This window comes from Cupriavidus sp. FW305-46 (assembly GCF_058787075.1).
This window is the reverse complement of the sequence record NZ_JBYSZI010000022.1, coordinates 1,478-23,831: the sequence shown is the minus strand read 5'-3', so window position 1 is coordinate 23,831 and position 22,354 is coordinate 1,478. Positions and strand designations below refer to the sequence as shown.

Annotated in this window: 24 protein-coding genes and 1 other RNA gene; 20 read left to right on the top strand and 5 right to left on the bottom strand. The window is 65.9% G+C overall.

The window, feature by feature from the left end; translation table 11 throughout:
- Positions 1 to 32 precede the first annotated feature (32 nt).
- The 7 genes from AC3WON_RS12975 to AC3WON_RS12945 all read left to right on the top strand — a co-directional run bounded on the left by AC3WON_RS12975 (position 33) and on the right by AC3WON_RS12945 (position 6,328).
- Positions 33 to 491 (top strand): nuclear transport factor 2 family protein, encoded by a 459-nt coding sequence (locus AC3WON_RS12975; protein ID WP_492319057.1) that lies wholly within the window; start codon positions 33 to 35, stop codon positions 489 to 491.
- Between the two features lie 60 nt (positions 492 to 551).
- Positions 552 to 1,535 carry a LysR substrate-binding domain-containing protein gene (locus AC3WON_RS12970; protein WP_011614535.1) on the top strand — a complete coding sequence of 328 codons (984 nt, stop codon included), beginning with the start codon at positions 552 to 554 and terminating at the stop codon, positions 1,533 to 1,535.
- Positions 1,536 to 1,638: 103 nt separating this feature from the next.
- Positions 1,639 to 2,946, top strand: coding sequence for a Glu/Leu/Phe/Val family dehydrogenase (locus tag AC3WON_RS12965; RefSeq protein ID WP_439671255.1), 1,308 nt, complete (start codon positions 1,639 to 1,641; stop codon positions 2,944 to 2,946).
- Positions 2,947 to 3,212: 266 nt separating this feature from the next.
- A complete protein-coding gene (locus tag AC3WON_RS12960; protein ID WP_010813917.1) occupies positions 3,213 to 4,112 on the top strand; it encodes a glutamate/aspartate ABC transporter substrate-binding protein in 900 nt (299 codons plus the stop codon).
- A gap of 63 nt (positions 4,113 to 4,175) precedes the next feature.
- Complete coding sequence (locus AC3WON_RS12955) at positions 4,176 to 4,904, top strand: amino acid ABC transporter permease (protein ID WP_010813916.1); 729 nt, start codon at positions 4,176 to 4,178, stop codon at positions 4,902 to 4,904.
- 9 nt (positions 4,905 to 4,913) lie between these two features.
- Complete coding sequence (gltK, locus tag AC3WON_RS12950; protein ID WP_010813915.1) at positions 4,914 to 5,597, top strand: glutamate/aspartate ABC transporter permease GltK; 684 nt, start codon at positions 4,914 to 4,916, stop codon at positions 5,595 to 5,597.
- On the top strand, positions 5,594 to 6,328 hold the full coding sequence (locus tag AC3WON_RS12945) for an amino acid ABC transporter ATP-binding protein (RefSeq protein WP_010813914.1): 735 nt from the start codon (positions 5,594 to 5,596) through the stop codon (positions 6,326 to 6,328). The genes gltK and AC3WON_RS12945 overlap by 4 nt, the downstream gene beginning before the upstream one ends.
- Before the next feature lie 61 nt (positions 6,329 to 6,389).
- Here AC3WON_RS12945 and AC3WON_RS12940 read toward each other — a convergent pair whose 3' ends face one another.
- On the bottom strand, positions 6,390 to 7,220 hold the full coding sequence (locus AC3WON_RS12940; RefSeq protein ID WP_010813913.1) for a class II glutamine amidotransferase: 831 nt from the start codon (positions 7,218 to 7,220) through the stop codon (positions 6,390 to 6,392).
- Positions 7,221 to 7,358: 138 nt separating this feature from the next.
- On the opposite strand from AC3WON_RS12940, the gene AC3WON_RS12935 reads away from it, so the two are divergent.
- From AC3WON_RS12935 to rnpB, 5 genes are all read left to right on the top strand, one after another.
- A complete protein-coding gene (locus AC3WON_RS12935; protein ID WP_492351973.1) occupies positions 7,359 to 8,432 on the top strand; it encodes a tartrate dehydrogenase in 1,074 nt (357 codons plus the stop codon).
- Entirely contained in the window at positions 8,429 to 9,736 is a 1,308-nt protein-coding gene (locus AC3WON_RS12930) for a glycerate kinase type-2 family protein (protein WP_492351972.1), read from the top strand. Before AC3WON_RS12935 ends, AC3WON_RS12930 begins: the two co-directional genes overlap by 4 nt.
- Before the next feature lie 44 nt (positions 9,737 to 9,780).
- Positions 9,781 to 10,815 (top strand): dihydroorotase, encoded by a 1,035-nt coding sequence (pyrC, locus tag AC3WON_RS12925; protein ID WP_492351971.1) that lies wholly within the window; start codon positions 9,781 to 9,783, stop codon positions 10,813 to 10,815.
- Positions 10,816 to 10,835: 20 nt separating this feature from the next.
- On the top strand, positions 10,836 to 11,663 hold the full coding sequence (locus AC3WON_RS12920; protein ID WP_492351970.1) for a DUF3025 domain-containing protein: 828 nt from the start codon (positions 10,836 to 10,838) through the stop codon (positions 11,661 to 11,663).
- Positions 11,664 to 11,697: 34 nt separating this feature from the next.
- Positions 11,698 to 12,038, top strand: an RNA gene (gene rnpB, locus AC3WON_RS12915) — RNase P RNA component class A.
- Positions 12,039 to 12,092: 54 nt separating this feature from the next.
- Here rnpB and AC3WON_RS12910 read toward each other — a convergent pair.
- The gene (locus AC3WON_RS12910) at positions 12,093 to 12,515 is read right to left on the bottom strand and encodes an OsmC family protein (RefSeq protein WP_492351969.1); all 423 of its coding nucleotides are present in this window, start codon (positions 12,513 to 12,515) and stop codon (positions 12,093 to 12,095) included.
- 722 nt (positions 12,516 to 13,237) lie between these two features.
- Here AC3WON_RS12910 and rplM point away from each other — a divergent pair.
- The 4 genes from rplM (at position 13,238) to erpA (ending at position 15,284) form a co-directional block, all read left to right on the top strand.
- On the top strand, positions 13,238 to 13,666 hold the full coding sequence (gene rplM / locus AC3WON_RS12905) for a 50S ribosomal protein L13 (protein WP_010813907.1): 429 nt from the start codon (positions 13,238 to 13,240) through the stop codon (positions 13,664 to 13,666).
- A 12-nt stretch (positions 13,667 to 13,678) separates the two neighbouring features.
- Positions 13,679 to 14,071 (top strand): 30S ribosomal protein S9, encoded by a 393-nt coding sequence (gene rpsI / locus AC3WON_RS12900; RefSeq protein ID WP_010813906.1) that lies wholly within the window; start codon positions 13,679 to 13,681, stop codon positions 14,069 to 14,071.
- A 254-nt stretch (positions 14,072 to 14,325) separates the two neighbouring features.
- A complete protein-coding gene (locus AC3WON_RS12895; RefSeq protein WP_492319064.1) occupies positions 14,326 to 14,814 on the top strand; it encodes a bactofilin family protein in 489 nt (162 codons plus the stop codon).
- Positions 14,815 to 14,915: 101 nt separating this feature from the next.
- Entirely contained in the window at positions 14,916 to 15,284 is a 369-nt protein-coding gene (erpA, locus tag AC3WON_RS12890; RefSeq protein ID WP_010813904.1) for an iron-sulfur cluster insertion protein ErpA, read from the top strand.
- 59 nt (positions 15,285 to 15,343) lie between these two features.
- Here erpA and AC3WON_RS12885 read toward each other — a convergent pair whose 3' ends face one another.
- A complete protein-coding gene (locus AC3WON_RS12885) occupies positions 15,344 to 16,141 on the bottom strand; it encodes a phytanoyl-CoA dioxygenase family protein (RefSeq protein ID WP_492351968.1) in 798 nt (265 codons plus the stop codon).
- 91 nt (positions 16,142 to 16,232) lie between these two features.
- Here AC3WON_RS12885 and AC3WON_RS12880 point away from each other — a divergent pair, with 91 nt between their 5' ends.
- Complete coding sequence (locus tag AC3WON_RS12880) at positions 16,233 to 17,138, top strand: LysR substrate-binding domain-containing protein (RefSeq protein WP_492351967.1); 906 nt, start codon at positions 16,233 to 16,235, stop codon at positions 17,136 to 17,138.
- Here AC3WON_RS12880 and AC3WON_RS12875 read toward each other — a convergent pair.
- Together AC3WON_RS12875 and AC3WON_RS12870 are read right to left on the bottom strand one after the other, a co-directional pair.
- Entirely contained in the window at positions 17,135 to 18,265 is a 1,131-nt protein-coding gene (locus AC3WON_RS12875) for an anhydro-N-acetylmuramic acid kinase (RefSeq protein WP_492351966.1), read from the bottom strand. The two genes, AC3WON_RS12880 and AC3WON_RS12875, sit on opposite strands and share 4 nt — an antisense overlap.
- 11 nt (positions 18,266 to 18,276) lie before the next feature.
- Positions 18,277 to 19,668: a M23 family metallopeptidase gene (locus tag AC3WON_RS12870; RefSeq protein ID WP_492351965.1), complete on the bottom strand. Its 1,392-nt coding sequence runs from the start codon at positions 19,666 to 19,668 to the stop codon at positions 18,277 to 18,279.
- Between the two features lie 245 nt (positions 19,669 to 19,913).
- Between AC3WON_RS12870 and tyrS the strand changes: the two genes are divergently transcribed.
- The 3 genes from tyrS to AC3WON_RS12855 are packed head-to-tail and all read left to right on the top strand — an operon-like array spanning position 19,914 to position 22,326.
- Positions 19,914 to 21,155 carry a tyrosine--tRNA ligase gene (gene tyrS / locus AC3WON_RS12865; RefSeq protein ID WP_492317678.1) on the top strand — a complete coding sequence of 414 codons (1,242 nt, stop codon included), beginning with the start codon at positions 19,914 to 19,916 and terminating at the stop codon, positions 21,153 to 21,155.
- A gap of 10 nt (positions 21,156 to 21,165) precedes the next feature.
- Positions 21,166 to 21,627 (top strand): D-aminoacyl-tRNA deacylase, encoded by a 462-nt coding sequence (gene dtd / locus AC3WON_RS12860; RefSeq protein WP_492351964.1) that lies wholly within the window; start codon positions 21,166 to 21,168, stop codon positions 21,625 to 21,627.
- A gap of 51 nt (positions 21,628 to 21,678) precedes the next feature.
- Entirely contained in the window at positions 21,679 to 22,326 is a 648-nt protein-coding gene (locus AC3WON_RS12855; protein ID WP_010813897.1) for a YbhB/YbcL family Raf kinase inhibitor-like protein, read from the top strand.
- Positions 22,327 to 22,354 lie beyond the last annotated feature (28 nt).

Sequence of the window (22,354 nt, the reverse complement as noted above, 5' to 3'; positions counted from 1 at the left end):
CCGGGGGCGTGCCGGCCAAGGATTCAGGGATCATGGAAATCAAGATAATGACGGATGAACAGCGCAAGGCGGTTGCGCTGGAGTATTTCAAGCGCATGGACCGCGGCGAGAGCGTGCTCGATCTCTTTGACGAGCATGCCGAGTTCTGCTTTCCCAAATGGGGAGTGGCGCACGGCCGCGCGCAGATCGAGCAGCTGTTCGGGGACCTGATGGGAATCCTGGAGTCGGTCCGCCATGATATCGCCCATGCCAACTTCATCCAGCAGGGCGACTTGCTGGTGGTGGAGGGCACCTCGGCCGGAAGCCTCAAGAGCGGCGAGACCTGGCGCGCGGACGTCACCCACGCCGGGCGCTGGTGCGATGTGTTCGAAATCCGCGACTTCCGCATCCAGCGCTGCTATGTCTACCTGGATCCCGACTATGGCGGGCAGGATGTCGGGCGCTATCCGTGGCTGCGCCAGCGGCACGAGGGCAAGGGCGGGGCAGCGTAGTCCGCCGTGCTCCCCGGGGCCAGGTGACGGCCCCCATGCCGCGGGTGGATAATCCGCGTCATGGAAATCAAATGGCTTGAAGACTTCGTCAGCCTGGCCGAGACGCACAGCTTCTCGCGCTCGGCCGAGCTGCGCCACGTCACGCAGCCCGCGTTCTCGCGCCGCATCCAGTCGCTGGAGGCGTGGGTCGGCACCGAACTGATCGACCGCTCGAGCTACCCCACCAGCCTGACCCCGGCCGGCAAGGTGTTCTACGAGCAGGCGCTGGCCATGCTGGCGCAGGTCAGCGAGACCCGCGCGCTGATGCGCGGCCAGCGCTCGGCCAACGCCCAGGTGCTGGAGTTCGCGGTGCCGCATACGCTGTCGCTGACCTTCTTCCCGGAATGGCTCAAGGCGCTGGAGCGCAGGATCGGCACGCTGCCGTGCCGGCTGCGCGCGCTCAACGTCCACGACGCGGTGCTGATGCTGGTGGAAGGCGGCTGCGACCTGGTGATGGTCTACCACCACGCGCGCCAGGCGATCCAGCTGGATCCGGCCCGGTACGACATGCTGGTGCTTGGTACCGAGCGGCTGTCGCCCTACAGCGTGCCGGACGCTGCCGGCAAGCCGCAGTTCCGGCTGCCCGGCACCGACAAGAAGCCGGTGCCCTTCCTCAGCTACACGCCCAACGCCTTCCTCGGCCGCATGGTCGACCTGCTGCTGGCCGACACCTCCGAGGCGCTCAAGCTCGACAAATGCTACGAGACCGACATGGCCGAGGCGCTCAAGGTGATGGCGCTGGCCGGCCACGGCATGGCCTTCCTGCCCGAAAGCGCGGTGCGCGAGGACGTGGCCGCGGGCCGGCTGGTGCGGGCCGAGTCGGCGCGCGGGCTGCCGTTGTCGATCGATATGGAAATCCGCCTGTACCGCGAGCGCCCGGGCGAGAACGGCAACGAACGCCGCGCCGGCGCACGGCGCAAGCGCCAGCTGGTCGACCAGGTGTGGTCGACCTTGTCGGCGGCCCAGTCCGCCCAGCCGGCTGGCTCCCCAGTTTCCGCCAGATGACAACGTTATGCAGGTTTTGCATGACCGGATGAGCAAACGGCATTGGATTCGGGCGGGGCGCCAGCCCTAAGCTTGCGGGCATTCTTCACACCGGAACCAACCGATGTCTTCCGCAGCACCGACCAATATTGCTGGCCAAAAGCACGCACTCCCGTCTTACCTCAATGCCGACAATCTCGGCCCCTGGGGCATCTACCTGCAGCAGGTCGACCGTGTCACGCCTTACCTGGGCTCGCTGGCACGCTGGGTCGAAACCCTCAAGCGCCCCAAGCGCGCGATGATCGTCGACGTTCCCATCGAACTGGATAACGGCACCATTGCCCATTTCGAGGGCTATCGGGTGCAGCACAACCTGTCGCGCGGCCCGGGCAAGGGCGGGGTGCGCTTCCACCAGGACGTGACCCTGTCCGAGGTGATGGCGCTGTCGGCCTGGATGTCGGTGAAGAATGCCGCGGTCAACGTGCCCTACGGCGGTGCCAAGGGCGGCATCCGCGTCGATCCGCGCACGCTCTCGCACGCCGAGCTGGAACGCCTGACGCGCCGCTACACCAGCGAAATCAACATCATCATCGGGCCGAGCAAGGATATTCCGGCGCCGGACGTGAACACCAACGCCCAGGTCATGGCCTGGATGATGGACACGTACTCGATGAACTCCGGCAGCACGGCCACCGGCGTGGTGACCGGCAAGCCGATCTCGCTGGGCGGCTCGCTCGGCCGCCACGAAGCCACCGGCCGCGGCGTGTTCGTGGTCGGCTCCGAGGCCGCGCGCAATATCGGCCTGGAGATCAAGGGCGCGCGCGTGGCGGTGCAGGGCTTCGGTAACGTGGGCGCGGTGGCGGCCAAGCTGTTCCATGAGGCCGGCGCCAAGGTGGTGGCGGTGCAGGACCACCGCACCACGCTGTTCGACCCGGCCGGCCTGGACGTGCCGGCGATGATGGAATACGCCTCGCACAGCGGCACCATCGAAGGCTTCCGCGGCGAAGTCCTGCGTACCGAGCAGTTCTGGGAAGTCGACTGCGACATCCTGATCCCGGCCGCGCTGGAAGGCCAGATCACGGTGCAGAACGCGCCCAAGATCACGGCAAAGCTGGTGATTGAAGGCGCCAACGGCCCGACCACGCCGCAAGCCGACGATATCCTGCGCGAGCGCAATATCCTGGTCTGTCCCGACGTGATCGCCAACGCCGGCGGCGTGACCGTGTCCTACTTCGAATGGGTGCAGGACTTCTCCAGCTTCTTCTGGACCGAGGAGGAGATCAACCAGCGCCTGGTACGGATCATGCAAGAAGCCTTCCGGGCAATCTGGCAAGTGGCACAGGACAACAAGGTGACGCTGCGCACGGCGGCGTTTATCGTGGCCTGCACGCGGATCCTGCAGGCGCGCGAGATGCGCGGCCTGTATCCCTGATCTGGGCACGGGAAACGGGACAAGGCACTGCCATGGTGCAATGCAATAATCGTCCCGCTCCCCATGGGTCATGACCGCCAGACGCGGTCTCCGGCAAGCGCCGGAGACCGCGTTGTCGTATCCGGACGCCGTGCGCAGTGATTGCCCTGAAGTGGGGTTCTAGGAGAAAACCCAGTTGTATTGCGGCGGATGCTGCGCAATACTGTTTCACCAGTGGGGGTTTTATCTCTAGAATCCCGCTTTCTCTTCATGGTCAAGGAGATGTTATGAATTTTGCCAAGCTGGCTGCCCTGATGATTGCCGGGGGCGTGATGTGCGGGACGGCACAGGCAGCTGAACAACTGACGGGCACGCTGAAGAAGATCAAGGACACCGGCGTCATCACGCTGGGCGTGCGCGAGTCGTCGATTCCGTTCAATTACAACCTGGGCGGCGTGCGCCAGGTCGGCTATTCCTACGATATCAACATGAAGATCGTGGAAGCCATCAAGGACCAGCTGAAGCTGCCGAACCTGCAGGTCAAGGAAATCCCGATCACCTCGCAGAACCGCATCACGCTGCTGCAGAACGGCACCATCGACATCGAGTGCGGCTCCACCACCAACAACCTGGAGCGCCAGAAGCAGGTTGGGTTCACCAACTCCATCTTCATCATCGGCACGCGCATCATGGTGAAGAAGGACGCCGGCATCAAGGACTGGGCCGACCTGAAGGGCAAGAACGTCGTCACCACCGCCGGCACCACGTCGGAGCGCCTGCTGCGCAAGATGAACGACGACCAGAAGCTGGGGGTGAACATCATCAGCACCAAGGACCATGGCCAGTCGTTCCTGACGCTTGAGTCGGGGCGCGCGGTCGCGTTCATGATGGACGACGCGCTGCTGTACGGCGAGCGCGCCAAGGCCAAGAACCCGGCCGACTGGATCGTGGTGGGCAAGCCGCAATCGCGCGAGTCCTATGGCTGCATGATCCGCAAGGACGATCCGCAGTTCAAGAAGCTGTCCGATACCGTGATCTCCGGCATGATGAAGGACGGTTCGATCAACACCCTGTACACCAAGTGGTTCATGACGCCGGTGCCGCCGAAGGGCCTCAACCTGGACTTCCCGCTGTCCGAAGACATGAAGGCGTTGTTCAAGACGCCGAACGACAAGGCGCTGGACTGACCTGCCGTTGACAGCAGTGTGAAACGGAAGGCATGTCCTTCCGTTTCTTTTTGAGGACGCAACATGAACTACAACTGGCATTGGGCAGTTTTCCTCGAACAGGCCGCCCAGAACGAGACCTACCTGGACTGGATGATCTCGGGCCTGAAGGTAACGCTCGCCCTGGGACTCTCGTCCTGGGTCATCGCCCTGGTCATCGGTTCGGTGCTCGGCGTGCTGCGCACCGTGCCCAACAAGTGGCTAGCGGGCATCGCCGCCACCTATGTGGAAATCTTCCGCAACATCCCGCTGCTGGTGCAGCTGTTCATCTGGTATTTCGTCGCGCCCGAGCTGCTGCCCGGCGGCGAGGCGATCAAGCAGATGAACCCGTTCGCGCAGCAGTTCCTGGCCGCCATGCTGTGCCTGGGCACCTTCACCGCCGCGCGGGTCTGTGAGCAGGTGCGCTCGGGCATCAACTCGCTGGCGCGCGGGCAGAAGAATGCCGGCCTGGCGATGGGCTTCACGCTGCCGCAGACGTACCGCCACGTGCTGCTGCCGATGGCGTTCCGCGTGATCGTGCCGCCGCTGACTTCCGAATTCCTGAACATCTTCAAGAACTCGGCGGTGGCTTCGACCATCGGCCTGCTGGAACTGGCGGCGCAGGGCCGGCAACTGGTGGACTACACCGCGCGCCCGTATGAATCGTTCATCGCGGTCACGCTGATGTACGCGCTGATCAACGTGACGGTGATGCTGATCATGCGCTGGGTGGAAGCCCGCACGCGCGTGCCCGGCTTTATCGGCGGCAAGTAAGGGGGCGCCATGGCTTATTCCTTCGATTTCACTTCCATCACCCCTGCCACGCTCGAGGTCCTGGGCGAGGGCATGATGGTCTCGCTCAAGATCACCGTCACCGCGGTGGTGGTGGGCATCGTCTGGGGCACCATCCTGGCGATGATGCGGCTGTCGTCGTTCAGGCTGCTGAACTGGTTTGCGCAGGGGTACGTGACCATCTTCCGCTCCATCCCGCTGGTGATGGTGCTGTTGTGGTTCTTCCTGATCATTCCGCAGGTGCTGCAGAACCTGTTCAACCTGTCGCCGGCGACCGACCTGCGCATGACGTCCGCGCTGGTGGCCTTTGCGCTGTTCGAGGCCGCGTACTACTCGGAAATCATCCGCGCGGGCATCCAGAGCGTGTCGCGCGGGCAGATGTTCGCGGCGCAGGCGCTGGGCATGACCTATGGCCAGTCGATGCGGCTGGTGATCCTGCCGCAGGCGTTCCGCAACATGGTGCCGCTGCTGCTGACCCAGGGCATCATCCTGTTCCAGGATACGTCGCTGGTCTACGTCAGCGCGCTGGCCGACTTCTTCGGCCAGGCCTACGGCATCGGCGAACGTGACGGCCGCATCGTCGAGATGCTGCTGTTCGCCGGCGTGGTGTACTTCGTTATCTGCTTCTCCGCTTCGCTGCTGGTCAAGCGTTACCAGAAAAAGGTGGCTGTATGATCGAAATCAACAATGTCTCCAAGTGGTACGGCGCCTTCCAGGTGCTGACCGACTGCACCACCAAGGTCGCCAAGGGTGAAGTGGTGGTGGTGTGCGGCCCGTCCGGGTCGGGCAAGTCCACGCTGATCAAGACCGTCAACGCGCTTGAGCCGTTCCAGAAGGGCGATATCCTGGTCGACGGCACCTCGGTGGGCAATCCCAAGACCAACCTGCCCAAGCTGCGCTCGCGCGTGGGCATGGTGTTCCAGAACTTCGAGCTGTTCCCGCACCTGTCGATCACCGAGAACCTGACCATCGCGCAGATGAAGGTGCTCGGCCGCTCCAAGGACGAGGCCATGGCCAAGGGCCTGAAGTACCTGGACCGCGTGGGCCTGAAGAGCCAGGCAGAGAAGTACCCGGGCCAGCTGTCGGGCGGCCAGCAGCAGCGCGTGGCGATCGCCCGTGCGCTGTCGATGGACCCGATCTGCATGCTGTTCGACGAGCCGACTTCGGCGCTGGACCCGGAGATGGTCAACGAAGTGCTGGACGTGATGGTGCAGCTGGCGCAGGAAGGCATGACCATGATGTGCGTAACCCACGAAATGGGCTTCGCGCGCAAGGTGGCCAACCGCGTGATCTTCATGGACCAGGGCAAGATCGTCGAGGACTGCGAGAAGGAGGAGTTCTTCGGCAATATCGAACACCGCTCCGAGCGCGCCAGGCAGTTCCTGTCGAAGATCCTGCATCATTGACCGGCCTGGCAGGGCAATCAAAAAGGGACGCCGAGGCGTCCCTTTTTTCGTTCCCGATGGCTCAGGTGCAGGCCGTGTTGGCCGCGTTCTTCGCCTGCACTTCCGGCGGGATCGGCACCGTCAGCGTCATGGTCGGGTGCCCGTCCTCGAACATGATCAGCTCGCCCGGGGCGAAGCGGGTCCAGGTCTCGTTGTCGGTCAGCGGCTGGGTGGCGATCACCGCCACACGGTCGTCCGGCGTGGTGACCTGGGCGAAGTCGATCGACAGGTCGGCGTCGATCAGGTGCGCGGTCGAGAACGGCCACTGCCGCACGATGTAGTACAGGTGCGTGGAGCAGTGCGCGAACTGGGCCTGGCCGTTGCACAGCAGGTAGTTGAACACGCCATGCAGCGTGATCTCGCGGGTGATGTCGGCCAGCGCATGGCACAGCTCGTTCAGCGGCGGCTGCGAACCCGGGAAGCGCTTGCGCAGGCCCTGCATCAGCGTGCAGAAAGCCAGTTCGCTGTCGGTATCGCCCACCGGCTGGTAGACGCCGGACAGGAACGGGGTGAAGCCCTTCAGGTCGCCGTTATGGGCAAAGATCCAGTGCCGGCCCCACAGCTCGCGCATGAAAGGGTGGCAGTTCTCCAGCAGCACGGTGCCCTGCGTGGCCTTGCGGATATGCGAGATGACGTTCTTGGACTTGATCGGGTAGCGCTTGATCAGGTCCGCCACCGGCGAGGTGCCGGCGGACTGGTTGTCGATAAACAGGCGGCAGGCCTTGTCCTCGAAGAAGGCGACACCGAAGCCGTCGGCGTGATGGTCGGTCAGGCCACCGCGCGCGGCAAAGCCGGTGAAGGAGAACGTCACGTCGGTCGGCGTGGCGCAGTTCATGCCTAGCAGCTGGCACATATCGGGGCACCGGTCGGCAGCGGGCTGCCGCTTTGCAATAGAATGCAGACATTATCCCGCGCACCCGGGCCGCTGCCAAGCAGCGTCGGCCGGCCGCGCGCGGCGACCGGCCATCCTGCACGTATCTCCCCAATAACCATGCGCCAATACAAGATCGCCGTGATTCCCGGAGACGGAATCGGCACGGAAGTCATGCCCGAGGGCATCCGCGTGATGGACGCCGCGGCGCGCCGCTTCGGCATCGACTTCCAGTGGGACCACTTCGACTTTTCCAGCTGCGACTACTACGCCCGCCACGGCAAGATGCTGCCGGACGACTGGTTCGACACGCTGGTCAAGTACGACGCCATCTACTTCGGGGCGGTGGGCTGGCCTGATGCCGTGCCTGACCACGTCTCGCTGTGGGGCTCGCTGCTGCAGTTCCGGCGCTCGTTTGACCAGTATGTGAACCTGCGCCCGGTGCGGCTGATGCCCGGGATCAGGAGCCCGCTGGCCGGCCGTCAGCCTGGTGATATCGACTTTTACGTGGTGCGCGAGAATACCGAGGGCGAGTATTCCAGCATCGGCGGGCGCATGTTCCCGGGCACCGAGCGCGAGATCGTGGTGCAGGAAACCGTGATGAGCCGTACCGGCGTCGACCGCATCCTGAAGTTTGCCTTCGAACTGGCGCAGAAGCGGCCGAAGAAGCACCTGACGTCGGCGACCAAGTCCAATGGCATCTCGATCACCATGCCGTACTGGGACGAGCGCGTCGAGGCGATGGCGGCCAGCTATCCCGGCATCAAGGTCGACAAGTACCACATCGACATCCTGACCGCGCATTTCGTCCAGCATCCGGACTGGTTCGACGTGGTGGTGGCCAGCAACCTGTTCGGCGACATCCTGTCCGACCTGGGCCCGGCCTGCACCGGCACCATCGGCATCGCGCCGTCGGGCAATATCAACCCCGACCGCACCTTCCCCAGCCTGTTCGAGCCGGTGCACGGCTCGGCCCCGGATATTGCCGGGCGCGGCGTGGCCAACCCGATCGGCCAGATCTGGTGCGGCGCCATGATGCTGGAGCACCTGGGCCATGAAGCAGCCGGAGCCGCCGTGCTGGGCGCGATCGAGAAGGTGCTGGCCGCGGGCCCCGAACATGCGCCGCTGACGCGCGACATCGGCGGCAGGGCCGGCACGGCCGACCTGGGCCTGGCTATCGCGGAGGCGCTGTGAGCGCGGCGGTCGCGGGCGATCCCCGCGCCTTGCTGCTGGACAGCTTCCACGCCGCGGTGGCGGCGGCCGATCCGCTGCAGATCGTGGCGCAGCACCTGCCGCCCCCCCACGTGGGCGGCCGCACACTGGTGGTGGGCGCGGGCAAGGCCGCGGCGTCGATGGCGGCGGCGGTCGAGCGTGCCTACGCCGGCAAGGCCACGCTGGAGGGGCTGGTGGTCACGCGCTACGCGCACGGGCTGCCGACCGACCATATCCGCGTGATCGAAGCCGGCCATCCGGTGCCCGATGAGGCAGGCGAGCAGGCCGCCGCCGATATCCTGGCCAGCGTGCAGTCGCTGACGCCGCAGGACCGGCTGCTGGTGCTGGTGTCGGGCGGCGGCTCCAGCCTGCTGTCGCTGCCGGCCGAAGGCATCCCGATGGCTGACCTGAAGGCCACCACCCGGGAACTGCTGCGCTGTGGCGCGCCGATCACCGAGATGAATATCGTGCGCAAGCATGTCTCGCGCATCCAGGGCGGGCGGCTGGCGCAGGCAAGCCATGCGCCGATGACCACGCTGATCGTCTCGGACGTGGCCGGCGACGACCCCAGCGCGATCGCCTCGGGCCCGACCGTGGCCGACCCGAGCACCTTTGCCGATGCGCTGGAGATCCTGCGCCGCTGGGGCGCGCAGGTGCCGGCCAGCGTGCAGGCGCACCTGGAGCGCGGCGCCCGCGGCGAGGTGCCGGAGACGCCCAAGCCGGGCGATGCGCTGTTCGCCCGGATCGACAACCGCATGATCGCCACCGCCCATGGCAGCTTGCAGGCGGCCGCGGCGCTGTTCCGCGAACGCGGCATCACGCCGGTGGTGCTGGGCGATACCGTGACCGGCGAAGCGCGCGAAGTGGCTCGCGTCTACGCTGCGCTGGTGCGCGAGATTCGCGCGTACAATGCGCCGTTTGCCGCGCCCGTGGCGCTGATTTCCGGAGGTGAGTGCACGGTCACTTTGCCTGCCGGCGGTGGTGCCATGAAGGCACGGGGTGGGCGCTGCTCCGAATTCCTGCTGTCGCTGGCGGTCGAACTTGACGGCATGCCCGGCGTGCATGCGATCGCGGCCGACACCGACGGCATCGACGGTTCGGAAGACAATGCCGGTGCGCTGGCCGATCCGACCACGCTGGCGCGCGCCGCGGCCGCCGGCCTGCCGGGACTGCGCCAGCTGGACGCGCACGACGCCTGGGGCCTGTTCGATGCCATCGGCGACCTGGTGGTCACCGGCCCGACGCGCACCAATGTGAACGACTACCGCGCCATCCTGATTCTCTGATTTCGACGAACGCCAGCCGCCGCCGCGGCAGGCCCAAGCTAGCCATGACCCAGAAGCTCACCATCACCCGCCCGGACGACTGGCACCTGCACCTGCGCGACGGCGCGGCCCTGGCCGCCGTGCTGCCCGACACCGCGCGCCAGTTCGCACGCGCCATCATCATGCCCAACCTGAAGCCGCCCGTGACCACGGTGGCGCAGGCGCAGGCCTACCGTGCCCGCATCCTGGCGGCGCTGCCGGCCGGCCTGCAGTTCGAGCCGCTGATGACGCTGTACCTGACCGACAACACCACGGCCGAAGAGATTGCCGCGGCCAAGGCCAGCGGCTTCGTGCACGGCGTCAAGCTGTACCCGGCCGGCGCCACCACCAACAGCGACGCCGGCGTGACCGATATCCGCCGCTGCTACCCGGCGCTGGAAGCGATGCAGCGCGCGGGCCTGCCGCTGCTGGTGCACGGCGAGGTGACCGACCCCAGCATCGACATCTTCGATCGCGAAGCCGTCTTTATCGACCGCGTGATGACGCCGCTGCGCCGCGACATGCCCGAGCTGAAGGTGGTGTTCGAGCACATCACCACCAAGGACGCGGCCGAATACGTGCGCGACGCCAGCGGCCCGGTGGGCGCCACCATCACCGCGCACCACCTGCTCTACAACCGCAACGCCATCTTCACCGGCGGCATCCGCCCGCACTACTACTGCCTGCCGGTGCTCAAGCGCGAGACCCATCGCGAGGCCCTGGTGGCGGCCGCGGTCTCGGGCAGCCCGCGCTTTTTCCTGGGTACCGACAGCGCGCCGCACGCGCGCGGGCTGAAGGAGCACGCCTGCGGCTGCGCCGGCTGCTATACCGCGCTGCATGCGATGGAGCTGTATGCCGAGGCCTTCGACGGCGCCGGCGCGCTGGACAAGCTGGAAGCCTTTGCCAGCTTCAACGGCCCGGCTTTCTACGGCCTGCCGCGCAACACCGGCACGCTGACGCTGGAGCGCGAGGACTGGGAACTGCCGGCCGAGCTGCCCTATGGCGACACCACGCTGGTGCCGCTGCGCGGCGGCGAGACGCTGCGCTGGAAGGCCCGCTAAACCCTGCTGCGGCCTTGCCCATGCAGGTGCAAGCGGGCGACGAGCGCTTCGTCGCCGCGCTGGCCGGGATCGACTGGTCCCGGCCGTGGTTCCAGCCGTTTGCTGCGCAGGGTGCCGCGCTCGCTGCGGCGGTGCAGGGCGGCGCCGATCTGCGCGCGCTGCTAAGCGCGTATGCAGCCCAACTCCGCCTGTGCAATGCCCGCGGCCTGCCGCTGCGTTTCATCGCCCAGCATGCCTTGCCGGAAGGCAGCGCCTATGAGGCGCATATCCATGCCACCGGCGAGATCCCGACCCGCGACAATCTCCACGATTTCTTCAACGCGCTGACCTGGCTGCATTTCCCGCAGGCCAAGCGCGTGCTCAACCAGGTCCAGGCCGAGGTCATTGCGCGCGAAGGCGTGCAGACCACGCGCGGCGGCGTGCGCGATGCGGCAACCCTGTTCGACGAAAATGCGGTGCTGTTTGTCAGCGCCGACCGGGACCTGGCGGATGCGCTCAAGGGGTTTGCGTGGCAGCGGCTGCTGGTCGAATCCAGGCTGGTGTGGGGCAGGGCCTGCACGGTGGTGCCGTTCGGCCATGCGCTACTCGAAAAACTGGTGCAGCCGTACAAGTCGGTCACTGCCCATGCATGGGTGCTGCCGCTGGCGCCGCAGCAGGCGGCAGGCCCGTCGCTGGACGCCATGCTGGCGCAATCCCTTGCCGCTGCGGCCCAGGCTGGCGCGCTGCGCGGCGGGCGCAGTTTTGCGCCGCTGCCGGTGATGGGCATTCCGGGCTGGTGCAGCGATAACGCCGAACCTGGCTTCTATGCCGATACCGCGGTATTCCGGCCGGGACGTCGCTCTGGCTGAAGGCGCCGCCAATCGGTGTTAGACTGCGGGCCGCAAAGCAGGCCAGGCAACCGCTGCCTGCACCGCAAGGTGCAGGGGGAGGAAAGTCCGGACTCCACAGGGCAGGGTGTTGGCTAACAGCCATCCACGGCAACGTGCGGAATAGGGCCACAGAGACGAGTCTTGCCGCCGGGTTCGCCCGGCGGGAAGGGTGAAACGCGGTAACCTCCACCTGGAGCAATCCCAAATAGGCAGGCGATGAAGCGGCCCGCTGAGTCTGCGGGTAGGGAGCTGGAGCCGGCTGGTAACAGCCGGCCTAGAGGAATGGTTGTCACGCACCGTTTGCCGCAAGGCGGGCGGGGCGCACAGAATCCGGCTTATCGGCCTGCTTTGCTTCTTCTTCCGGCATGACCCGGCGCCACCACGGCGTACCGGGTCTGCATCTTCCCTTCAGGCTTCGACGATTTCCATCGTGTGCGTGATCTCGGCCGTCTTGGCCAGCATGATCGACGCCGAGCAGTACTTTTCGTGCGACAGCTTGATGGCACGCTCGACCGTGGCGGGGTTGAGATTCTTGCCGGTCACCACAAAATGGAAGTTGATGCGGGTGAAGACCTTGGGGTCCTCGCCGGCGCGCTCGGCCTGCAGCTGCACGCTGCAGCCGGAGACGTCCTGGCGGCCGCGCTTGAGGATCAGCACCACGTCGTAGGCGGTGCAGCCGCCGGTGCCGACCAGCACCATCTCCATCGGCCGCGGTGCCAGGTTGTGGCCGCCGCCCTCGGGCGCACCGTCCATCGCCACGATATGGCCGCTGCCGGTCTGGGCCACGAAGCTCATGCCGTCGGCACCCATCCATGTCACTTTGCATTCCATTTTGTTCGTTCCTGTCGTTTATATTGTGTGCTTCCGATCACAAGCGCATGATCACGAATCTTGCAATTCTCAGTATATGGCATCGCCAAGCTTGGGCTGCTGACGCCCCTATCCCTACGAAATCTGAGGGTTTCCTCTAGTATGACAGCTCAATGACATGCCTTGATTTTGCATAAACCATTGATTTTTAAATGAAATATCCTGTCTGGTGCGCCACGTTCTTCTTTCCGCAATACGAAATTGCATTTCGCACTGCAAATTCCCCTTGCACTGGGGAAAACCCCATGTATAATTTGAATCATTGAACGACGGCACTGACAGCGCGCCAGAGTGCGAAAGCGAAGCTCCAGGGCAAGCCGCACCGCCCGCCAGTCCCTCCGTCGATCTCCCAGTGTCTCCTCCACCCTCCTCCTTTGGTGGATTCAAACCCAAGCTCAACCGCTTGGGTTTTTTTTCGCCCCTGCGTTCTGGTGCGCTAAGCACTGACAAGTGCGCGACGCTGCCCTGGTTTGGTCCCGCCATGGCGGCGACCTTGACGAAAAGGTCAGTCTTTGCTTGTGCGGTTCCGGCAGCCGCCAGTATAATGGAAGGCTTTCCGTCATACCCGCGGAAGAAAGAGCAGGATCAGGCCAGCCTTCACGGGCCAGCCACAAGACTTGCAGGGGCGAGCACAAGCCTTCGCGAGTCGGATTTCGGGTACGAACTAATAGTCAGGAAAAATCATGAAGACCTTTTCCGCCAAGCCTCATGAGGTAAAGCGCGACTGGTACGTGATTGACGCGACGGACAAAGTCCTCGGCCGTGTCGCCAGCGAAGTGGCACGCCGTCTGCGCGGCAAGCACAAGCCGGAATTCACTCCGCACGTCGACACGGGTGATTACATCATCATCGTCAATGCAGCCAAGCTGCGTGTCACGGGTACCAAGGAAACGGACAAGAAGTACTATCGCCATTCGGGCTACCCGGGCGGTATCTACGAAACGACGTTCGGCAAGATGCAGCAGCGTTTCCCGGGCCGTGCCCTGGAAAAGGCTGTGAAGGGCATGCTGCCGAAGGGTCCGCTGGGCTATGCGATGATCAAGAAGCTGAAGGTTTACGCCGAAGCCGAGCATCCGCATGAAGCGCAGCAGCCCAAGGCGCTGGAAATCTAAGGAGGCCAATCCATGATCGGTAACTGGAATTACGGTACTGGCCGCCGCAAGAGCGCTGTGGCTCGTGTCTTCATCAAGTCGGGCAAGGGCGACATCATCGTCAACGGCAAGCCCATCAAAGAGTATTTCGCTCGCGAAACCTCGCTGATGATCGTGCGCCAGCCCCTGGAACTGACCGCTCACGCTGAAACGTTCGACATCAAGGTCAACGTGACCGGCGGTGGCGAAACCGGCCAGGCCGGCGCAGTGCGCCACGGCATCACCCGCGCCCTGATCGACTACGATGCGACCCTGAAGTCGGCCCTGTCGAAGGCTGGCTACGTCACGCGCGATGCACGTGAAGTCGAACGTAAGAAGGTCGGCTTCCACAAGGCGCGTCGTCGCAAGCAGTTCTCGAAGCGCTGATGCGTTTTCGCGGGTCCGGTACTGCCGGATCTTGCGAGACCAAAAAACCGCACGCTGGCCGTGCGGTTTTTTTTCGCCCGCAGGGTACGAAAATACTCTGGCCTGCCGAAAAAGCGATGGGGCAGCCATACTTTTGTGGGGTATGGGCTGCGCGCGGCTACAATCACGCCCTGTCGCCATCGGCAAGTGCTGCTTGCCGGCGCGAATGCGCCACGGCCGGAGGGGTCGGCACGAACGAGAGAGGAGTGAGAGTTATGCTGTTTTCGAAAAAGAAGGGCCTTTCGATCGATACGCTGATCGGCGAAGACACCGCCATCGACGGCGACCTGGTGTTTGCTGGCGGCCTGCGCCTGGACGGCCGCGTGCGCGGAAACGTCACCGCGGCGCAGGGCAAGCCGAGCATGCTGGTGGTCAGCGAAAAAGGCATGGTCGAGGGCGAGATCAGCGTCGGCCACCTGGTGCTCAACGGCACCGTCAAGGGCCCGGTGCAGGCCACCGACCTGCTCGAACTGCAGCCGCATGCCCGCGTGCTGGGCGACGTGCGCTATGCGGCGCTCGAAATGCACCAGGGTGCGCTGGTCGAAGGCCGCCTGATGCCGCTGCTGCAAGGCGAGGTCAAGGCGCTGCCGAACCTGGTCGAGGCCGCGCCTGCGGCTGAAGTGACGGAAGCGGCGGACGAGGCTGGTGCCACGGACCACACAACCCCCGCTGCCGACGCCCATCCCACTGAAAAGGCCGCCTGAGCGGCATCCGCCATGCCGGGAACCCCTTGAAAGCACAGGGTTTCGGCACGATCTTCCAGTAGCGCTTAGAATACAGGCGTATCTAAACAGGAGAACACCCCATGAACGCAGTCGCAGAGGCACCCGTTACCGAGGACGTGCCGGCACCGTTCGTCTTTACCGACAGCGCCGCCGACAAGGTCAAGCAGTTGATCGAGGAAGAGGGCAATGCCGAACTGAAACTGCGCGTGTTCGTGCAGGGCGGCGGCTGCTCCGGCTTCCAGTATGGCTTCACCTTCGATGAGGAAGTCAACGAAGACGACACCACCATGGTCAAGAACGGCGTCACCCTGCTGATCGACTCGATGAGCTACCAGTACCTGGTCGGCGCCGAGATCGACTACAAGGAAGACATCAACGGCGCGCAGTTCGTGATCAAGAACCCGAATGCCTCGACCACCTGCGGTTGCGGCTCGTCGTTCTCGGTCTGACCGGCACCGGTCCCCAAAAAAACGCACCTTCGGGTGCGTTTTTTCTTTTCCGCGATGGCTTACTGCGCGGCGCGCCAGACCACGGGAAACCAGTCTTCGCGCATGCGCTCGCCGGTCTGCTGATCGATGCCGGGGAAGGGCGGCGAAGTGCGCCCGGGCCGCTGCATGAAGCGCACGTCGTCGCCCAGGAAGCGCGCCGAGAACGCGCGCCGGCGCCCGGTGCCGGTATTGCCGGCGGCGCCGTGCACGGTGCGGAAGTCGAACACCACGGCATCGCCTGGCTCAAGTTCGGGGGCGAGCAGGGTGTGGCTGCCATCCTCCACATCCGGCATCTCCATGAAGGCATCGTCACCCCCATAGAAGTTCTCGTTGCTGGCCCAGCGCTTGGGCCGCACCAGCCGCGGCCAGCGGTGCGAGCCGGCCACCACGCGCAGGGTGTTGGCCTGCGTCACCGGATCCAGCGGGATCCAGTAGCTCGCGGTCTGGCTGCCGTCGACACAGTAATAGGGCAGGTCCTGGTGCCACGGCGTGGGCTTGGCCGTGCCGGGCTCCTTGACCAGGATGTGTTCGTGGAACACCTGCACCGCCTGTGACTGCATGATGCGCCCGGCAATGGCGGCCGCCGGCGACTGGCGGATAAAGTCATCGAACGGCGCAATGCGCTGCCAGTTGCAGTAGTCCTCGAAGAAGCGCCCGCTTTCGCCGGGCCTTACGTTCTCGATGGCGAAGGGACCGGGCTCGGCCAGGTTCTGCGCAAAGCCGTCGCGCAGCCGTTCGACCCAGTCGGTGAAGGCGCCGCGCAGCACCAGCACGCCGTCGCGCTGGTAGGTGTCGATCTGTTCCTGGGTGATGTTCATGGCGATCTTGTGTGGGGGGCGATGTGCCCAGTATCGCCATGCATAGTGGATAGGAAAAGCATATATTTCCTATGTTGCGATATAGGAAATCATGATTCCCTTCTCCTTCCGCCAGCTCGAGTACTTTGTCGCTGCAGCCGAGCACGGCAGCATCAGCGCGGCGGCTCGTGCGCGCCATGTGTCGCAGCCTTCTGTTTCCACCGCGATCGCGCAGCTGGAAGACACCCTGGGGGAGCCTCTGTTCAAGCGCCAGGTCAGCCGCGGGCTGTCCCTGACGCCGGCAGGGCAGCGCCTGCTGGGGCGGGCGCGAGACATCCTCGCGCTGGCGGCCGGCCTCACCGTGGACGACGCCACCGGCCGGGGGCTGATCGGCCAGCTCTCGCTGACCTGCTTCCAGGACCTTGGGCCGTACTTTGCGCCACGCCTGCTGGCGGGGCTGCGCCGGCACCATCCGGGCATTTCGGTGACCTTGTTCGAGGCCGACCTGGCCACCGTCCACCGCACGCTGCAGGCGGGCAAGGCCGAACTGGCGCTGACCTATGAACTGGGGCTCGATGCCCGCACCGAGCGCCGCACGCTGGCGGAACTGGCACCCTATGCGCTGCTGCCCGCCGGCCATCCGCTGGCAAGCGGCACCGATGTGAGCCTGGCCGACCTGGCCGGCGAACGGCTGATCCTCGAGGACATCCCGCAAACGCGCGAGTACTTCCTGTCGCTGTTCTGGGCGCATGGCCTGCACCCGGTGCTGCACCAGTACACGCAGACCTTCGAGATGCAGCGCGGACTGGTGGCGCACGGCTATGGCGTGGCGCTGTCGTGCACGCGCCCGGCCGGCGACCAAAGCTACGACGGCGTGCCAATCGCCTGCCTGCCGCTGCGCGAGTCAGTGACGCCGCAGCGCGTGGTGCTGGCGCGCTCGCCGGCCATGCGGGCCTCGCCGCTGGCGCAGGCGTTCATGGATTGGGTGGAGGCGGGCGGCGCGATGCGCCTGCCCTAGCGCGGATAGATCGCGCCCAGCACGCGCGGCCCGGCGGCGCCGGTCACGGTGGGCACGTTGCCGGGCAGGCGCAGCAGGCACTGGCGTGCCAGCCAGGCAAAGGCGATCGCTTCGACCTGCGACACCGGCACGCCATAGTCTTCCGAGGTCTCGATGGCCACGCCGGGCAATGCCTGCGCCAGCCGTGCCATCACGAACGCATTGCGGGCGCCGCCGCCGCAGACGATCAGGCGGCGCGCATCGGGCGCATGGGTGCGCACGTCGCGCGCGATGGCCTCGGCCGTCAGCGCCGCCAGCGTCGCCTGCACATCGGCAGGCGCGAGGTGCTGGAACGAGGCAAGCCGGGCTTCGAGCCAGCCCGGATGGAACAGGTCGCGCCCGGTGCTCTTGGGCGGCGCCGCGCTGAAGTAGGGCTCGGCCAGGCACTGCGCCAGCAGTGCGGCGTCGACACGCCCGCTGGCGGCCCAGTCGCCGTTGCTGTCGAAGGGAAGCTGGCGGTGGCGGCCGATCCAGTAGTCGAGCAGCGCATTGCCCGGGCCACAGTCGAAGCCGCTGACGGCGCCGCCTGCCGCGGGCAGGATGCTGATATTGGAGATGCCGCCGATATTGCAGGCAACGCGGGTTTCGGTGTCGCTGCGGAACAGCGCATGGTGCAGCGCCGGCACCAGCGGCGCGCCCTGGCCGCCGGCGGCGAGGTCGCGGCTGCGGAAGTCCGCCACCACGTCGATGCCCGCCAGCTCGGCCAGCCGCGCCGGATGCTGGCTCTGGCGGGTGTAGCCGATGCCGTCGTACAGGCCCGGCCGGTGGCGGATAGTCTGGCCGTGGGCGCCGATGGCGGCCACCGCGGCCGCGTCGACCTGGGCCTCGCTCAGCAGTGCCGCTACGCAGCCGGCGTAGACTTGCGCCAGCGCATTGGCTGCCAGCGCCTCGCGATGGATCTCGTCCTCGCCCGGCTGCTGCAGGGCGGCAAAGGCCGCGCGCAGCGTGTCGGGGAAGGGCTGGCTGGCGGCCGCCAGCACGGCGGGCCGCGCACCGCTGAAATCCACCAGCACCGCGTCGGCACCGTCCATGCTGGTGCCGGACATGATGCCGATATAGCGTTCGCTGCCAGTCACGGGCTGGGTCACGATGGGCGCGGTCAGTTGGAGGCGGTCAGCACGTTGTAGGTGCGCAGCGCATTGATGCGGCTGAGCAGCCCGCTGGTGTAGGTCAGGAATTCCTGGCGCGACTTGCCGGTCAGCGTCGGCGATTCCATCAGCGTGATGGTCAGCGGGTTCTGCGGCACGTCGTTGAAGCGGAACTCATAGTGCAGGTGCGGGCCGGTGGCCCAGCCGGTCGAGCCGACATAGCCGATCAGCTGGCCCTGGCGCACCGGCTGGCCCTGGCGCATGCCGGCAAAGCCGGACAGGTGCGCGTAGTAGGTCGAGTAGCCGTTGGCGTGGTTCAGGATGACGATATTGCCGTAGCCGTTCTGCTGGCCCACGAACTCGACCACGCCGTCGCCGGTGGCCAGCACCTTGGTGCCGGTCGGTGCGGCGAAGTCCACGCCCTTGTGCTGCGCCCAGTCATGATGCAGCGGATGCTCGCGGCCGCCGAAGCCCGACGACACGCGCGAGAATTCCACCGGCGAACGCAGGAACGGCCGCTTCATGCTGCGCCCGTCGAAGGTGTAGTAGGCGCCGCCGTCCCTGCTGTCTTCGGGCGCGAACCACAGCGCCTGGTGCAGCTGGTTGCGGTTGATCAGCTCCAGTGCGACCACGCGGCCGTTGCGCACGAAGGTGCCGTCGCGGAAGCCCGCTTCGTAGATGATGCGGAAGCGGTCGCCGCTGGCGATGTCGTGGTGGAAGTCGATCACGCCGGAGAAGATCGACAGCATCTGCTGCACGACTTCGTCGGGCACGTTGGCCGCGTCCATGGCCTTGAAGAAGCCGCCCGCGGAAATCGCGCCCGAGGCCATCTCGTAGTGCACGTCATTGTCGACGCGCTGCACCTTGGCCTTGTAGGTGGCGGCGGTGTTGTCGCTGGCCGCGCGCACGCGCTCGATCACCAGCTCGCGCGAGGCGGCTGCGTCGCCGCCCAGGTTGGCCTGCAGCGACACCAGCGTGTTGCTTTCGTCGATCTCCGCCTGCACCGCCTGGCCGGGGTTCAGGTTGAACAGGCCGCGCGCGGTCGGGTTCTTGACGATGAACGCCTGCGCGTCGGCATCGTCCACGCCCAGCCGCTTGAGCAGACTGGCAATGGTGTCGCCGCGCTGCATGCGCTCTTCGCGCACGTAGACGGCCTGGCTGTCGGTAAGCTGTTCAAGTTGCTCGCGCACGTCGGGCATGCGCAGCGCCTGCTGCGTGCGCGGTGCGAGCGGATCGTCAAAGGCGCTGCGCGGCGCGACGCCCATCGCCGCAGCCATGCCGAGCGTGAAGATTGCGCCCACCGAGGCCGTCAGTTGTTTGCGCCGCCGCGCGTGCTGGGGGTTCGTCGGATCGACAAGAACCACCAGCTCACGCGCGAAAACTTCGCGGAGTCTGGACCACATCACGTAAAATTCAACCTTGGTGTGAGCACCGCTGCCGGGGACGATGTGTCTCGTCTGCCTTCCTCCCCCGAGGTGCGGCGCGGGCTCTTCACTGTTGTTTGGCCGCCTGCATTGCTGCAAAAAGTGGCGGGTGGCGCACTGGAAAGGCTTCCGTAGGCGCCGGGAATCGCGGATTATACCAAAATCCGGCCCTGGCGGCTGTCAGGAAATTTCCTAAAATTTCAAGTATTTCAAAGACTTACGTCATGACTGAAGTTGCCACGGGCCCCACGGCCAAATACCCCCTGACGCCGTCGGTGATGCAGGCACTGGAAGTCTCCAGGCGAGGCTGCGACGAACTGCTGATCGAATCCGAATGGGCGCAGAAGCTGGCGCGCAGCGAGGCCACCGGCGTGCCGCTGCGCATCAAGCTGGGCCTGGATCCGACCGCGCCCGACATCCATATCGGCCATACCGTGGTGCTGAACAAGCTGCGCCAGCTGCAGGACCTCGGCCACCAGGTGATCTTCCTGATCGGCGACTTCACCTCGACCATCGGCGATCCGTCGGGCCGCAACAGCACGCGCCCGCCGCTCACGCGCGAGCAGATCGAGGCCAACGCCCAGACCTACTACCGCCAGGCCAGCCTGGTGCTGGATCCGGCCCGCACCGAAATCCGCTACAACAGCGAGTGGTGCGATCCGCTGGGCGCGCGCGGCATGATCCAGCTGGCGGCCAAGTACACCGTGGCGCGCATGATGGAGCGAGACGACTTCACCAAGCGCTTCCGCTCCGGGATTCCGATCTCCGTGCATGAGTTCCTCTACCCGCTGATGCAGGGCTATGACTCGGTCGCGCTCAAGTCAGACCTGGAGCTCGGCGGCACCGACCAGAAGTTCAACCTGCTGGTCGGGCGCGAGCTGCAGAAGGAATACGGCCAGGAGCCGCAGTGCATCCTGACCATGCCGCTGCTGGTGGGCCTGGACGGCGTCGAGAAGATGTCCAAGTCCAAGGGCAACTACGTCGGCGTGACCGAGGCGCCCAACGAGATGTTCGGCAAGCTGATGAGCATCTCGGACGACCTGATGTGGCAGTACTACACGCTGCTGTCGTTCCGCCCGCTGGCCGAGATCGAGCTGATGAAGCAGGAAATCGCCCTGGGCCGCAATCCGCGCGACTGCAAGGTGCTGCTGGCGCAGGAGATCGTGGCGCGCTTCCACAGCCAGGCCGATGCCGAGAAGGCGCTGGAAGATTTCAACCACCGCGCCCGCGGCGGCGTGCCGGACGATATCCCGGCAGTGAGTCTGACTGGCGCGCCGCTGGGCATCGCGCAGCTGCTCAAGCAGGCCAACCTGGTGCCGTCCACCTCGGAAGCCAACCGCAATATCGAGCAGGGCGGCGTCAAGATCGACGGCGCCACGGTCAGCGACAAGGCCACCAGGGTGGCGGCGGGCACCTATGTCGTGCAGGTCGGCAAGCGCCGCTTCGCGCGCGTGACGCTGGCCTGAGGCGGCCGGGATGATCGCGCTGATCCAGCGGGTGGCCCAGGCCCGCGTCACAGTCGAAGGCCGCACCACCGGTGAAATCGGCACCGGCCTGCTGGCGCTGGTCTGCGCCGAGCGCGGCGACACCGAGGCGCAGGCCGAGCGGCTGCTGGCCAAGATGCTGTCGTACCGGGTGTTTTCCGATGCGGCCGGCAAGATGAACCTGCCGGTGCAGAACATGGACGGCAACGGCAACGCCGGCGGGCTGCTGGTGGTGTCGCAGTTTACGCTGGCGGCCGATACCAACAGCGGCACGCGGCCGAGTTTCACGCCCGCGGCATCGCCCGAGGACGGCCGGCGCCTGTACGAGCATTTCGTGGCGCAGGCGCGCGCCGCCCATCCGCAGGTGCAGACCGGCGAGTTCGGCGCGATGATGCAGGTCAGCCTGGTCAACGACGGCCCGGTCACCTTCTGGCTGCGGGTGCCGCCGGCCTGAACAGATTTCAAGCTGCCGCGCTCCGGCGCGGCATCAAGACAGGAGAGACAAATGAAACTCTGGAGCAAGTCCTTCAACGACAACGCGCCGATTCCCGGCGAGTTCGCCTTCTGCGTGCCCGACGCCGCTGCCCACGTGGCCCTGTCGAACAACCGCAATCCCGACCTGCGCTGGGAAGACGCCCCGGCCGAGACGCGCTCGTTCGTGCTGATCTGCCACGACCGCGACGTCCCCAGCAAGGGCGACGACGTCAACCAGGAAGGCCGCGAAGTGCCGGCCGCGCTGCCGCGCGTGGACTTCTTCCACTGGGTGCTGGTCGACATCCCGCCGGGGCTGACCTCGATCGCGGCGGGCTCGCACAGCGACGGCGTGATCGCGCGCGGCAAGCCGGGCCCCGAAGCCACCGGCGGCACCGCCACCGCGGGCGGCCTGCGCCACGGCATCAACGACTACACCGGCTGGTTCGCCGGCGATGCCGACATGAAAGGCGACTACTACGGCTATGACGGCCCGTGCCCCCCGTGGAACGACACGCTGCTGCACCACTACGTGTTCACGCTGTATGCGCTGGACATCGACCGGCTGCCGCTCGATGGCACCTTCACCGGCGCGCAGGTGCGCGAGGCGATCCAGGGCCATGTGCTGGCGCAGGCCAGCCTCACCGGCACCTATACGCTGAACCCTAATCTGGCGAAATAACGCCTGGCCGGGGGCCCCCCCCCCCCCC

What these genes read in the sequence shown, in the direction of transcription:
- AC3WON_RS12855 (WP_010813897.1), top strand. Translation starts at nt 21,679, where the DNA reads ATGAAACTCTGGAGCAAGTCCTTCAACGACAACGCGCCGATTCCCGGC.
- AC3WON_RS12880 (WP_492351967.1), top strand. Translation starts at nt 16,233, where the DNA reads ATGATTCCCTTCTCCTTCCGCCAGCTCGAGTACTTTGTCGCTGCAGCC.
- AC3WON_RS12885 (WP_492351968.1), bottom strand. Translation starts at nt 16,141, where the DNA reads ATGAACATCACCCAGGAACAGATCGACACCTACCAGCGCGACGGCGTG.
- erpA (WP_010813904.1), top strand. Translation starts at nt 14,916, where the DNA reads ATGAACGCAGTCGCAGAGGCACCCGTTACCGAGGACGTGCCGGCACCG.
- AC3WON_RS12965 (WP_439671255.1), top strand. Translation starts at nt 1,639, where the DNA reads ATGTCTTCCGCAGCACCGACCAATATTGCTGGCCAAAAGCACGCACTC.
- AC3WON_RS12960 (WP_010813917.1), top strand. Translation starts at nt 3,213, where the DNA reads ATGAATTTTGCCAAGCTGGCTGCCCTGATGATTGCCGGGGGCGTGATG.
- AC3WON_RS12895 (WP_492319064.1), top strand. Translation starts at nt 14,326, where the DNA reads ATGCTGTTTTCGAAAAAGAAGGGCCTTTCGATCGATACGCTGATCGGC.
- rpsI (WP_010813906.1), top strand. Translation starts at nt 13,679, where the DNA reads ATGATCGGTAACTGGAATTACGGTACTGGCCGCCGCAAGAGCGCTGTG.
- AC3WON_RS12975 (WP_492319057.1), top strand. Translation starts at nt 33, where the DNA reads ATGGAAATCAAGATAATGACGGATGAACAGCGCAAGGCGGTTGCGCTG.
- AC3WON_RS12910 (WP_492351969.1), bottom strand. Translation starts at nt 12,515, where the DNA reads ATGGAATGCAAAGTGACATGGATGGGTGCCGACGGCATGAGCTTCGTG.
- AC3WON_RS12945 (WP_010813914.1), top strand. Translation starts at nt 5,594, where the DNA reads ATGATCGAAATCAACAATGTCTCCAAGTGGTACGGCGCCTTCCAGGTG.
- AC3WON_RS12870 (WP_492351965.1), bottom strand. Translation starts at nt 19,668, where the DNA reads ATGTGGTCCAGACTCCGCGAAGTTTTCGCGCGTGAGCTGGTGGTTCTT.
- rplM (WP_010813907.1), top strand. Translation starts at nt 13,238, where the DNA reads ATGAAGACCTTTTCCGCCAAGCCTCATGAGGTAAAGCGCGACTGGTAC.
- AC3WON_RS12955 (WP_010813916.1), top strand. Translation starts at nt 4,176, where the DNA reads ATGAACTACAACTGGCATTGGGCAGTTTTCCTCGAACAGGCCGCCCAG.
- AC3WON_RS12940 (WP_010813913.1), bottom strand. Translation starts at nt 7,220, where the DNA reads ATGTGCCAGCTGCTAGGCATGAACTGCGCCACGCCGACCGACGTGACG.
- gltK (WP_010813915.1), top strand. Translation starts at nt 4,914, where the DNA reads ATGGCTTATTCCTTCGATTTCACTTCCATCACCCCTGCCACGCTCGAG.
- pyrC (WP_492351971.1), top strand. Translation starts at nt 9,781, where the DNA reads ATGACCCAGAAGCTCACCATCACCCGCCCGGACGACTGGCACCTGCAC.
- AC3WON_RS12970 (WP_011614535.1), top strand. Translation starts at nt 552, where the DNA reads ATGGAAATCAAATGGCTTGAAGACTTCGTCAGCCTGGCCGAGACGCAC.
- dtd (WP_492351964.1), top strand. Translation starts at nt 21,166, where the DNA reads ATGATCGCGCTGATCCAGCGGGTGGCCCAGGCCCGCGTCACAGTCGAA.
- AC3WON_RS12920 (WP_492351970.1), top strand. Translation starts at nt 10,836, where the DNA reads ATGCAGGTGCAAGCGGGCGACGAGCGCTTCGTCGCCGCGCTGGCCGGG.
- tyrS (WP_492317678.1), top strand. Translation starts at nt 19,914, where the DNA reads ATGACTGAAGTTGCCACGGGCCCCACGGCCAAATACCCCCTGACGCCG.
- AC3WON_RS12935 (WP_492351973.1), top strand. Translation starts at nt 7,359, where the DNA reads ATGCGCCAATACAAGATCGCCGTGATTCCCGGAGACGGAATCGGCACG.